12 protein-coding genes are annotated in these 12,880 nt (G+C 37.3%); 6 read left to right on the top strand and 6 right to left on the bottom strand.

The window, feature by feature from the left end; translation table 11 throughout:
* Positions 1-65: 65 nt before the first annotated feature.
* On the top strand, positions 66-1,340 hold the full coding sequence (locus AC2YHV_RS22695; protein WP_459541167.1) for a Rossmann-fold NAD(P)-binding domain-containing protein: 1,275 nt from the start codon (positions 66-68) through the stop codon (positions 1,338-1,340).
* A 121-nt stretch (positions 1,341-1,461) separates the two neighbouring features.
* Positions 1,462-2,310, top strand: a complete 849-nt coding sequence (locus tag AC2YHV_RS22690; protein ID WP_487374222.1) for a hypothetical protein — start codon at positions 1,462-1,464, stop codon at positions 2,308-2,310.
* Positions 2,311-2,827: 517 nt separating this feature from the next.
* Here the strand turns inward: AC2YHV_RS22690 and AC2YHV_RS22685 are convergent.
* The 3 genes from AC2YHV_RS22685 to AC2YHV_RS22675 all read right to left on the bottom strand — a co-directional run bounded on the left by AC2YHV_RS22685 (position 2,828) and on the right by AC2YHV_RS22675 (position 4,710).
* Positions 2,828-3,625 carry a fumarylacetoacetate hydrolase family protein gene (locus AC2YHV_RS22685; RefSeq protein WP_034304454.1) on the bottom strand — a complete coding sequence of 266 codons (798 nt, stop codon included), beginning with the start codon at positions 3,623-3,625 and terminating at the stop codon, positions 2,828-2,830.
* A gap of 468 nt (positions 3,626-4,093) precedes the next feature.
* On the bottom strand, positions 4,094-4,303 hold the full coding sequence (locus tag AC2YHV_RS22680) for a hypothetical protein (RefSeq protein ID WP_034304456.1): 210 nt from the start codon (positions 4,301-4,303) through the stop codon (positions 4,094-4,096).
* 182 nt (positions 4,304-4,485) lie between these two features.
* Positions 4,486-4,710 (bottom strand): hypothetical protein, encoded by a 225-nt coding sequence (locus tag AC2YHV_RS22675; RefSeq protein ID WP_487374221.1) that lies wholly within the window; start codon positions 4,708-4,710, stop codon positions 4,486-4,488.
* Positions 4,711-4,795: 85 nt separating this feature from the next.
* Between AC2YHV_RS22675 and AC2YHV_RS22670 the strand changes: the two genes are divergently transcribed.
* On the top strand, positions 4,796-4,966 hold the full coding sequence (locus AC2YHV_RS22670; RefSeq protein WP_187050083.1) for a hypothetical protein: 171 nt from the start codon (positions 4,796-4,798) through the stop codon (positions 4,964-4,966).
* Positions 4,967-4,988: 22 nt separating this feature from the next.
* On the opposite strand, the gene AC2YHV_RS22665 is transcribed toward AC2YHV_RS22670, so the two are convergent.
* The gene (locus tag AC2YHV_RS22665) at positions 4,989-5,843 is read right to left on the bottom strand and encodes a LysR family transcriptional regulator (protein ID WP_187050084.1); all 855 of its coding nucleotides are present in this window, start codon (positions 5,841-5,843) and stop codon (positions 4,989-4,991) included.
* 194 nt (positions 5,844-6,037) lie between these two features.
* On the opposite strand from AC2YHV_RS22665, the gene AC2YHV_RS22660 reads away from it, so the two are divergent.
* Positions 6,038-7,288 (top strand): MFS transporter, encoded by a 1,251-nt coding sequence (locus tag AC2YHV_RS22660; RefSeq protein ID WP_440970193.1) that lies wholly within the window; start codon positions 6,038-6,040, stop codon positions 7,286-7,288.
* Positions 7,289-7,505: 217 nt separating this feature from the next.
* Here AC2YHV_RS22660 and AC2YHV_RS22655 read toward each other — a convergent pair whose 3' ends face one another.
* A complete protein-coding gene (locus AC2YHV_RS22655) occupies positions 7,506-8,330 on the bottom strand; it encodes an MBL fold metallo-hydrolase (protein WP_106027935.1) in 825 nt (274 codons plus the stop codon).
* A 462-nt stretch (positions 8,331-8,792) separates the two neighbouring features.
* Here AC2YHV_RS22655 and AC2YHV_RS22650 point away from each other — a divergent pair, with 462 nt between their 5' ends.
* Together AC2YHV_RS22650 and AC2YHV_RS22645 are read left to right on the top strand one after the other, a co-directional pair.
* Positions 8,793-10,139: an arsenic transporter gene (locus AC2YHV_RS22650; RefSeq protein WP_106027972.1), complete on the top strand. Its 1,347-nt coding sequence runs from the start codon at positions 8,793-8,795 to the stop codon at positions 10,137-10,139.
* 34 nt (positions 10,140-10,173) lie between these two features.
* Complete coding sequence (locus AC2YHV_RS22645) at positions 10,174-10,848, top strand: DUF2642 domain-containing protein (RefSeq protein WP_487374220.1); 675 nt, start codon at positions 10,174-10,176, stop codon at positions 10,846-10,848.
* A 508-nt stretch (positions 10,849-11,356) separates the two neighbouring features.
* On the opposite strand, the gene AC2YHV_RS22640 is transcribed toward AC2YHV_RS22645, so the two are convergent.
* Positions 11,357-12,526 (bottom strand): serine hydrolase domain-containing protein, encoded by a 1,170-nt coding sequence (locus tag AC2YHV_RS22640; RefSeq protein ID WP_487374219.1) that lies wholly within the window; start codon positions 12,524-12,526, stop codon positions 11,357-11,359.
* Between the last annotated feature and the right edge of the window lie 354 nt (positions 12,527-12,880).

Genomic DNA, 12,880 nt, shown 5'->3' with positions numbered 1-12,880 from the left:
GAACCTGTCCATATCATTTCGTATTGGTTTTACATAAGTTATATAAAAAAGGATTTGGACGAGATATGAATATGAAGGCCAAAAATACAGTGATCTCCATTGTCGGAAGCGCTGGCGGAGTGGCAAAGTCATTACTCGCTATATTAAATAAATCGATACTTGATAAAAAAGACCCGATTTACGATACCATTTTTAATGACAAAATACACTTAATCGATGTGAAACAAAAAGAACTAGAGTATTACCATAATCTTTTCCCTAATTTAGTCAATAAGCTTTTGCTACACGAATTTGATTTAATGGATACGATGACATTTAAAAAACATCTGGAGAATACAAAAACAGATATTGTGGTTGATCTTTCCTATGCTGACACAGTGGAGATGCTAAAATGCTGCAATGAGCTCGGTGTGAAATATGTTAATTCTGCCTTGGAGAACACTATGATTGACGAAAATGAAGATTTGTATGCGGGATTCCCTTTGATTGAGAGAATTAGATACTTTGAAAAATTCAAAAAAGGTTTCACCAATACGTCCGCTATCGTTTGCTCCGGAATGAATCCAGGAGTCGTTCAATGGATGGCGATAGAGCTTCTCAACAAATATGCCCAAGAATCCCCAATTGCCTGCTATATTATTGAACAAGACACTTCTTTTTTTAAAGATAAGAAATTGGCAAAAAAGAACGTCATCTACACAACCTGGTCACCAGAATGTTTCCTTGATGAAGCGATTATGAGCTACCCGATGTTTATTCAGCACCACACACCTCTCTTCTTATACGAGCAAGTTTATAACCTTGAATTCAAAGTGAATTTAGGCGGGAACCAGTTTTATGGTTGTTTGATGCCTCATGAAGAAGTATATACGTTATGTCAGTTGTATGATTTGGAAGGTGGCTTTTTATATAAAGTAAATGAACATACCACTGAGTTGATCCGTTCCCATCTGGATGACGTTGATGAATTATGGAACCATGAAATGAAGGTTCTTGATCCGCTTGAGGCGCCAATGGAAGGGGAAGACTTGGTGGGGGTGCTTCTTGTGTTTAAAGACAAGGAGCGATATATGTACAATATATTAAGCAATGATGTGGTGTTTTCAGAATATAAAACCAATGCGACTTATTTTCAGGTGGCGTGCGGTATCTACGCTTCATTAACCGTACTTTTGCTGGACCAAATACCTAACGGTGTGTATTATGTGGACGAGTTATTGTTAACTACAAACAATCATTATGCTCAATATTTGACCTATTACATGACGGATTTTGTGACAGGGGAAAATGAAAATACAGATGGTTGTTTGCTAAATAGGATGAGGAAGTTTCGCGACTGAAATTACTCTTTTAGATATGGATAAAAAATCTTAGCAAAAATAAATGTGTTGGAGTCTAATCAAGTTTCGGATTTTTTTCATAAGTTAAACAAGAAAATAAATTTAATAAGATGGTGAAAAAATGAAGAAAAAATCTAATAAAAAAGATCAACCAGTGCCTGCAACTCAAGATGTAACAGAAGGAAAAAACGTCAAAGAAAAAAAAGGACCGAAAGATAGTACAGCCTCCACCGAATCAGTACAAACCGAGGAGCTCTCTGAACCTAAAGGCCATAAAGGTTCAAATGAAGGAGGAGACTCAGCGGGAACCGGTGACGTGAACAAGGACAAAGGCGCCAAAGGGAAAAAAGGGAAAAAAGGACCGAAAGATGGCACAGCCTCCACCGAGTCAGTGCAAACCCAGGAGCTCTCTGAACCTAAAGGCGATAAAGGTCCTCATGATGGAGGAGATTCAGCGGGAGCCGGTGACGTGAAAAAGGACAAAGGCGCCAAAGGGAAAAAAGGGAAAAAAGGACCGAAAGATGGCACAGCCTCCACCGAGTCAGTCCAAACCGAGGAGCTCTCTGAACCTAAAGACGATAAAGGTCCTCATGATGGAGGAGATTCAGCGGGAACTGGTGACGTGAAAAAGGACAAAGGCGCCAAAGGGAAAAAAGGGAAAAAAGGACCGAAAGATGGCACAGCCTCCACCGAGTCAGTGCAAACCGAGGAGCTCTCGGAACCTAAAGACGATAAAGGTCCTCATGATGGAGGAGATTCAGCGGGAACTGGTGACGTGAAAAAGGACAAAGGCGCCAAAGGGAAAAAAGGACCGAAAGATGGCACAGCCTCCACCGAGTCAGTGCAAACCGAAAAGCTCTCGGAACCTAAAGGCGATGAAGGTCCTCATGATGGAGGAGATTCAGCGGGAACTGGTGATGGGAAACATGGCAAAGGACCCAAAGGGAAAAAAGGGCCGAAAAAAAGATAGCATCAAAAAGAGAACCATGGGATATAAATATTTTTGTGTAAATGTGGTTTTAACCTTTTGAGCCCGGCGATGTCTTTCTTTTGGAGGGTATCGCCCAATCGCATTACGCCCACAGACATTTTTGAAGTTAGGAGCTGTCAATCAAGACAGCTCTTTCGTTATTCAATTAACACCCGTGGTTCTTCTTTGGTATTGTCATTTTTTGGAGGTAGGGATGTTTATTTTAATGGTAGTTTAATAACAGATTTCTATTTTGGTTTGGTTGGGATAATACATTGAATTAGTGATTTCAACGAATGCTACAGGCGTAAAAACATATTAAATTTCATTCGTATAACAAGCCATTTTAACTAAAAAATATTTACATACCGTTTATGATTACTACACTGAAAAGACTGATCGTAATTCCTCCATTTAAATACTCAACAAATTATCATCCATTATGTCCTTATTAAAGAAAAAGCTGCCTTAAAGGCAGCTCTGATCTTTTTTAACGTATTAAGAATTCCAGCAAATCCTACTGGACACCATTACATAACCGACCGATATTCTCGACTTCAACAACGACTTCATCACCCGACTTAATCATGCAGCTGCCAGATGGTGAACCCGTGGCCAAAATATCACCGGGCTCAAGTGTCATTACCTGTGAAAGCCAGCTGATTAAAAATGGAATGCTTAGAGACATTTCATTGGTATTTCCGTCTTGGACGACGCGGCCGTTTAAAGTGGTCACAATCCTTAAGTTTGTAGGATCTACCCCGGTAACGATGCATGGTCCCAAAGGTCCGAATGTATCAAATCCTTTGCCCCGCGTAAACTGTGGATCTTTTTTTGTAAGATCTCTTGCTGTCACGTCATTAAATATCGTGCAGCCGAATACATAATCAAGCGCATCTTCTTCTTTAATGTTTTTTCCGCGCTTTCCAATGACAAGGGCCACTTCCCCTTCAAGTTCCACTTGATTGGATAGCTCGTTTGGAGGAAGGATAATATTCTCCTTGTCTGCAATAAGCGAAGATAATGGCTTTAAAAATAGGAATGGTTCAACAAGATTTGCCTCTCCACCCGTTTCCTTCGCATGACCTGCATATGTCCAGCCGAAATTAACCACTTTCGAAGGTTTTACAGGTTCCAAGATTTTCACGTCACTATATTTCAGCTCAACCCCGTCATACTTTATTTCCTTGTTGACAAGTTCAGCAAAACTGCTAGACAGTTGTAATATCATGTCATCCTCAACAATACCGTAATGTATATTGCCCTGTTGATTCTGATAGCGAACTATTTTTTGTGTTTTTTGTAGCACATGCATTATGAATAAACTCCTTTGATGATTAAGATTACCACAGATATTATAAAATCCGGTTCTACTATACTATAACATGCCTGTTCTTTTACGGGAAAAAAGAGCTCTCGTCGCGACTCCATCTTCTACTAAACCGACCTTTAGTTCAATAAGAAATTATTTAACTATGTATTTTATGGAACCTATCATTTTTTATAATTTTATCTGTGCATTGCCTTATATAGGCTGCAATACATATTCCGATTGGCAGCCCCAGTAGTACATTCCCCATGAAATGTTTACACCCAAACTTGTATAATATTTTCTAAACAAATCCAGTATATTAAAGACTTATTGCTTATTGATTATCTCAAAATATCAAAACTTTTGTACTGGTAATTCGTCCCTTTTCAGCCAACCTGCCTTGTTAGTGCCATAAGAAAAAGTGCCAACTTCTCTTTAATAGAAATTCAGCACTTCGTTTCTTTGTATACGTTATCGAGTCGCTTTAGGCGGTTGGCACACATCGCATTTACGTTGGTTATTATTTTTAAATTTCTTAAATGTTTTTTCAAAGTTGCTTCCACATGTACATTTAAATAGTAACTTTTGAGAAAAACCATGATATTCCGTCGTCAGCAACTTACTTTCCGAATTCTTCTCAACAAATTCTTTAATTTGACCAATCGTCCATTGTTTATTCATTCTCTTACACCTCCATATTTTATCGCTATGCGGAGGCTTTTCTAGGCATCCGTTCAAAATAGTAATTTTCGTAAGTTATTCATTATAACATGAGCCGGCACTCAATCAAACAACTCGTTTGTTGCATAACCAAAAGGAGCTGCTGAACAGCTCCTGGAAATGCACCCGTTAGTTCAACAAAATCACTTAGCCTTATTATGCAATTGAAATGACTCTTCAGAACCATCCCATTTTACATTTACTTTTATAACTTCGCCTTCACCTATTATTGCTCCATTTTCTGATCCACCTCTAATTGTAAATACTTTTTCACTAGGTGGTTCTTTGTATGCCTCAGTTTTAGTTCCGCTTGAAGTGGTTGTTTCATAAGTATATTCCAGGTTTTTCATGGAATATAACTCTTTCAAAGCCCCCTTATATTTTAATACAAGTTCATAGCTATCTTTGCTAGAATGAAGCATTAACAAGGATTTTAATTCGGATAACACTAATTTGGAAACCACTAAAAAAGATACTAATTCGGAGGAAATGACTGAGTATAATTATCAATTTACAGGAGAAAGCGAACATTGGGAAGCTGTATATTTTTATGAAGGAACTGAATTATGGGGAGAGAAAAACGAACAAACCACTAGAAAAAGAGCTGCCAAAAAGCAACTCTAAAGATAAAACCTCTTTTTTGTAATTAACCAATCGTCTTCAGAATATTTTTGACTTGTACGATATTGTTCTGTTCGCCGTCGTTCATCTTATAAACGAAAACGGTATTAATGACATTGTTAAAGCTTAATTTGTAAAAGTGAATGTTTGTATAGTTATATAAATCTATAAGCTTAGTATTCAATACTGCAATGGTATTACTGATTTGCAAAAAATCTTGGATACTGCTGATTGATTTTATTTCCTTTAATTTATATGGTATTTGATTATTCATAAGCCATTCGGTCACAGCTCTTGTATACATACAACCTATACTCAATACGAGCAATGTAATAGGTGTTTTCCAATCAAAATTGATGATATGGTCCTTACTTGAAATGATCTCGAATGTTTCGGATGCAACGATGTCATAAGTTAAGTCGGGATATTTCTTAATAGGTTCACTAATGAGTGCACAATCTAATTCAGAATTGTGCACTTTTTGGTTTATGGCATTACTGGAATCTACGGTGAAATCCACATCCATTTGAATGTCGTTCTTCATATTCAAAGTATTCGCGATATGGGCACCATAGATTTTCAAGGTTGTATGTGATGTGCCAAAATCCACTTTAGAGTTAGTTTGAATGGCACCAATGTTTTGTAAAAATTCTTCGTACTCTTGTGAAATAAGTTGAAGATAGTTTTTATACTGTATTCCTACGCTAGTGATTTTCAATCCTTGGGGCGTGCGTTTAAAAACAAGTTTCCCAATTTCCGACTCTATTTTTTTCACTTTAGCCGTAAGGGCGGATTGAGTATAGTTCGTGATTTCTGCAGACTTACTTAAATTTTGACGGTTTAATATTTCAATTTTCAATGCTATTTCTTTGATGTTCATATAGTTGGCACACCCTATAAAAAAAATTTATGAACCCTATCATTTTCCTCCATTTTACGCTTCTGGGCAGTCAGAGTAAACTCTAGTTAGTTAATAAGTAAGGGAGACTAGATAATGCTAGAAGCTAAAAATAAGAATTTATCCCACCGAATTATTATTGAACGATACATCAAGCATAGGGGGAGAATTTCTTAATGCATACATATTATAAATGGTTAATCGTATTGGTGGCCACGTTATCCCAAACTGCAGCAACCTTTGTGACATATGGCATGGGACCCATCGCTGCATTTTATCAAATTGAATGGAATTTAACACCACTTCAAACAGGCTTCATTGTTTCAGCGGTCAATATTGGTCCGATGTTTTCAATGCTGGCTTTCGGTTACTTGATGGATAAAAAAGGGGAAAAACACATTATCGGGTGGGGGACCATTTTATTGGGCCTCTCAGCTTTAACGCTAGTTTTTGTTAATGATTATATTGTATTGCTGCTTTTATTATTGTTGGTCGGTATATGGTACGGAAGTGCTCAAACCGGTGGAAGCACGGCCATCGTAAAATGGTTTCCAAACGAACATAGAGGTCTGGCTCTAGGGATAAGACAGACGGGAATACCGCTTGGAGGATCTTTAGCCTCTATAGTTTTATCCTATACATATTATCATTTCAATTTGTCATCAGTACATATAGTACAAGGAATCGTAGCAATAATGGGAGGGCTGCTTTTCCTAATATTATATAACGAACCAGAAAGAACGGGTAAAACGGGATCGACCTCGGTCGGGTTCAAGGAGAAAATGAGTGTCATCAAGAATAATAAAGAGTTATATCCGATGTATATAGTGGGTGTTGTGATGATGTCATTACAGATGATTATCATTGGGCATTTTATGAGTTATTTGCATAACGAAGGGGGCTATGCATTAACAGAGGCAGGAAAATATTTAAGCGTCGTTTTAATAGGCGGTATGGTTGGACGGGTAGTCATCGCATGGGCGAGTGATCAATTCTTTGAAGGTAAAAGGGAAAGATTATTGCTTATTGTGATGGCTGTTACCGTAATTCTTACAGTGATGCTGCCACTCATCCTGACTGTTGAAATGGAAATCTTGATGCTATTATTTTGTTTTCTTTTGGGTTTTGTAGCCATTGGTTGGTATTCCATTTTTATTGCTTGTATCACAGAGCAATCGGATTCACGTTTTATAGGTTTAACGGTGAGTTCAGCATTGACATTAAATCAATTATTCATAGTCATAGCACCCTCTTTATTCGGTTTAGTCGTTAATCTATTGAACAGTTATCAACATGCCCTATATTTGGCCGGAATATCTGTAGCTTTGGGAGCGATTAATTTATACAGAGTAAAAATAAAAAAAAGAATGGATCATGGGATCACCACAAAGTTTGATCAAATTAATACAAACAACCTTGATAAATGAATAAATAGAAAGGGCATGTTTTGAAAAAAGATTAATCAAAACATGCCCTTATACTATTAATAAGATTGATCATTTTTGTGTTCCTTAATCAGCTAACGCACCTGTTAGTTCATTAAGGAAAGCGAACCTTATTCAAGAATGCAGCTGATTGATGAACAAAAAAATCCTGTGCATCAACACAGGACCTTTGATAAAACATTTTAAAAACGATCAGGCTTTATGTAGTAAACAACGTTCCATTTAGTGCTTTAACGTACCTAGTTGCAGATTTTTGAACTTGGTTATGGGCTTCTTCTTTAATTACTCGGTGAAAAGCGTCATATAACCGACCAAACTTAAATTCATTAACCCGATTTGCGATTCTTTCTACTGTTACACTGGGCATTGGGATGAAGTTTGGATAACTATACATAAAACTTACCCATTGGCGATCAGCAACAATCCGAATGATATCCCCAGTCAGTAATATTCCGTTCTGGCTGAATCCGTTTTTCCATTCTAAAACGGTGCCGCCTTTAAAATGTCCACCAATTCTCTGAAGTATGACACCTTGCTGTAATTCAAGCGATTCTCCAGACCAGAAAATGATTTTTTCGCTTGGCCTCGTTACCCAGTCTTTTTCATCCTCATGAATATAAATCGGAGCGTCAAAAGCTTCGGCCCATTCCACTTGACTAGAGAAATAGTGAGGGTGAGATAACGCTATAGCATCAATTCCACCTAAATCTTCAATTTGCGTAATCGTATCTTGATCAATATATGTAATACAGTCCCATAATAAATTAAAATTCTTATCTTTTATTAGATAAGCAGTTTGTCCGATTCCAAAATTCGGAATAGTATTTATGCTATATAACCCCTCTTCGTCAAGATTAATAGAATTTTTAAATATCCCATCTTTTTTCATCATTTCTAATGTTGTCCATGTTTGCCCTTTAGGACTAACATATTGTCTTTCTTCCCCGCAAATCAAACATTGATTAGGTACTTCTTTAGAGCTTTCATATTGGACTCCACATGTCTCACAAATATAATTAACCATAACCTTTTTCCCCCATATATACAAAATCTTAACATTAATTATTATATATGATAAAAATTTTAATTTAATGCTCAATTCCACTTCCTTTATGTTTGAGTTATATATAAAAAAAATACAAATTCTTTAATGGTCATTTATTCAACAATCTGGCCCAATTGTTGAACAAAGAGTAAACAGCTTCAATTTAATAATAAGGGTTAATTCTTGTAATTAGGCATGTTCTTCTATCTTGACATGTGTAATTACTTGAATCGTTGTTTTTTAGACTCTAGAGGATTTTTCGGAAAAACGGGTACAAACCTAAAGCCTTTCTTAAACGTGATACATAAAATACAGTACAACATCACAGGAGGGATAGATGTAAGGGGGGGACAAGAGTGGACTTGCTCAATAAACGGGTTAGGTCGTCTCATGAAAACATCATGAAAACTAGCTAGAAAGAAGGAGAAAAATATGCAACCGATGGTTTGGATAACCGTTTTATCTTTTTTGGTTACCCTCGGATTGATTCTTTGGAGGCCTAGAGGCATTAATGAAGCTATACCTGCCACGATAGGTGCGATTATTGTCATACTCAGTGGAAGTGTTTCTCTATCAGACCTGGGTTTAATTGCAGAAACGATAAGCGGTGCTGCGATAACTATTATGGCAACGATTGTAATGGCGATTGTCTTAGAGAGTTTTGGATTCTTTAACTGGGTGGCAGAGAAGCTTGCGGAAAAAGCAAATGGGTCTGGCATCAGATTATTCTGGTATGTCAATCTTTTATGTTTTCTCATGACACTTTTTTTCAATAACGATGGAAGTATCTTAATTACAACCCCAATTCTAGTCATGTTATTAAACAACATGGGCTTAAAAAACCATCAAAAAATTCCGTATTTGCTGTCTGGAGCCTTAATTGCGACTGCTTCGAGTGCTCCAATAGGTGTAAGTAACATTGTCAATCTGATCGCTCTAAAAATCGTGCATATGAGCTTGTATATGCATACGGCGATGATGTTTGTTCCTGCCACGCTTGGTTTACTACTGCTGGCTTGGCTCTTGTTCCTTCGCTTCAAAAAAGTCTTACCGAAAACCGTTCCTACTAAGATTACTGGGCGGTCACACCCTTCTTACCATCCACTTAAGCCAAGTCCTATGAAACATGGTTCAGAGAAGGAACGTACAAGGTTTATGCGAAACGTCCTGCTGTTTGTATTTGCAGTCCGTGTCAGTCTATTTGTAGCTTCGTTTCTTTCCATTCCAGTTTCTCTTATGGCTGTAATTGGCTCTCTGGTCCTTTTAGGATGGAGATGGGCTTATTTAAAAATACCTCCAACCGATATGCTGAAAAAAACGCCGTGGTATATTATCGTGTTCGCTTTTAGTATGTATGTGATTATTTACGGTCTAAATAATATCGGTCTAACAGACTGGTTGATTCAATTTATGCGTCCAATGGTTTCTGGAAGCCTGCTCAATGCAAGTGTAATGATGGGTGTACTTCTATCAGTACTCTCAAATATTTTTAATAATCACCCTGCACTCATGATTGGAACCCTAACGTTAACGGAAATGAATCTAGATTTACTCTCCTTGAAAATCGCCTATCTGGCAAACGTTATTGGCAGCGACATGGGTTCCTTACTACTTCCAATGGGAACGTTGGCTACGCTGATGTGGATGCACATTGTAAAGCGTGGAAAAGTAAGAATCACATGGTGGGAATATATAAAAGTAACAGCTGTCGTTATACCGCCTACTGTATTATTCACATTAGTGGTTTTATATTATTGGGTTTCTTGGCTCTTTGGTGGAGCACTTTAAGGATAAAGCAATATGAGGAAAAAGGAGAATAAATATGCTTTCTAATTTTGAAGATTTAATGGGAAAATATATCGAGGTGGAAATTTCCGGAGGAGAATTTCGCAAGGGAATCCTAATAGATGCTGGGTTGGACATCATTGTTTTAAACGATGGCAGGACAAATTCATTCCTCTACATTCCATTTGTTCATGTTCAAAGATGGAAAAAAGCCAGTTTAGATGAAGAATATACCTCTTTTAACCCTCCTTCAGAAAAACCAATTGAAGCTGATACCATTTCGTTTCGTAAAGTATTAACTATTGCTAAAGGTTTGTTTGTCAAAGTTTACGTCACAGGGAATAAATCCATTCATGGTTATATAACCAGCATTATGAACGACTATTTTGTCTTTCACTCCCCAGTGTACAAAACAATGTTTATTTCGATGAATCATGTTAAGTGGCTAATTCCGTATTCTCCTAATACAATACCATATTCTTTAAACAAGGAAAATCTACCCCTTGTGCCTATATCCACTCCTTTATCCAGATCCTTTTATGAACAGTTGAAAAGATTGGAAAATCAACTAGTGATTATTGATGGTGGAGACCATACTGAAAAAATAGGCTTACTCCAAAAGGTTCGAAATAACAAAATGATGCTGATAACAGCTGAAGGGGAAACGGTTTATCGGAATTTAGAGCATATCAAAACAATACAATTACCGTAAATACCTTATGTAATTGATAAGGAACTTAATAAACTCATCTTTATACAAGAATAAGTAGGTAGGTGATGTTCACATGAGCAAACAATATAAACAAAAAGAATAATCCACCCTGTTTTTGCTGACGAGGATGGATTACTCAATTACTTCTATAATTGTTTGTTGGATCGTGACGTTTGAGTCACGATCTTCTTTATGGGGTACCACATATTGTTATTATATGTTGTTTGGTTGAATTTTGTTTAAGGTAGAAAAAATTTTGTAGTTCTATTCTCATGTATTATCTCCCCTAAATTAATTAAGTCAATCTTAATTGGCACACCCAATAAAATAACTTTTGAAAATCCCTTGTATTTAAATATTTATGCATTTATTCTTCAACTAAACTCCCCCCCGATAGTTCCATAACAAAAAGCTGCCTTAAAGACAGCTCCGATCTTCAGTTAACGCAACCGTTAGGTCAATAAAAAAGCTTACCACTATGGTTGATGAGGTGTATTTTTATTTTTGCCTACTTGCTAAATTCAGCAAGTAAAATATTTTTAAAAGGATTAGGACTGTTATCCCTGCCCAAACTGTTCAAACTGACGACCAACGTATGCTTGCCTCCAAGTGTACCTCCAGCAATAGTAGAAAACCCTAGAATGCCACCTGTGTGTCCCCATATCGAGACACCGTTTGGAAGCTTGGTTTCAAATATTCCAAGACCATATCCATCAATTCCTGCTCTTCCTGTAGGAACTGTAGTAAGCATTTGTTTTAGTTGCTGTTCCTTCAGTAATTTGCCACCAAGCAAGGAAGAGAAGAATTTATTTAAGTCGTCAGCAGTAGAAATCATATCTCCAGCCGAGCTACCTGCACTTGGGTTATAATAGGTAACGTCTTTTATCTCACTTGCTTCGTCTGGTTGGGAATATCCCCGAGCGTGCTTGGTGCCTGGAATAACGCTTGAATTTCCAGGCAGGAATGTCTCCGACAATTCAAGCGGTTCAATAATCCGATTTTCAATCTCTTCCGCGTAGCTGTTTCCGGTTACTTTTTCAATAAGAATACCCAGTAATACGTATCCTGTGTTTGAATAGGACCAGCCCTTTCCTGGGTCAAAATCTGGGGGCAGTGAAATCCCCATCTTCACTAGTTCTTCAGCCGTATACGATTTTTTTGTATCCATAAAATCAGCGTCTTTTGACCTTGAGTATTCAGCGATACCACTTGTATGGTTCAATATCTGCCGGATGGTAATCTGTTTATCATTATATCCGTTTCCTTGAATGACACCAGGCAACCATTTTTCGATGGAGTCGTCTAGACTCAAGCGGTTCTCTCCAGCTAATTGAAGTACAACCGTTGCGGTGAACGTCTTCGTCACGCTGCCAATGCGAAAGCGAAAATCTGTTTTCATTGGTTTCTTGGTGCTCAGATTCGCTACCCCAGCGGCATGACCCCATGTTTTTCCATCCTCAGAAGTTTTAGCAAGTATCCCTGGGAATCCAAGTTGCAATGTATCCCGCATTGCTTGCTTGACGGAATTATGACCGCGTTGAGTGCTTGTTTGTAACGAACTAGATACATTTTGAGTAAGCTCTACTTTTGCAATTGAGGGTTGCGATGTGTATAGCAGGGAACTTCCCGTTATTAATAGGGCCAGACTTGCAAATGTAATTTGACTGCGAATTTTCATAAGGCATTCCTCTCTTTCTATTAATATTGTATGGGTGGTTGCTTGTTGTTCCATATGAATCACACAGCTATACTTTGTATAAAATGACTATCCTCGTCTTCATCTTGATACTCATCATTCTCATATTGATTTTCAATGTTCTTTTTTATAAGGAATTGCTCCATTTCTTTTACATAATTTTACCATAAAACCAGATAATTAGATTTAAATATCATTTTTCTATTCTCATGATTTAGTATTTATTGCATAGTTCGAATACAATATGCTTGATGAATATCCTGCCCCGTTAGTTCCATAAAAAAAGGTTGCCTCAGCAACCTCCTTATTGAAGTAAAGCACCCTATAGTTTAAGTA

The sequence above is a fragment of the Peribacillus sp. SRI_006 genome, assembly GCF_057586375.1.
This window is presented reverse-complemented; position numbering and strand designations above follow the sequence as displayed.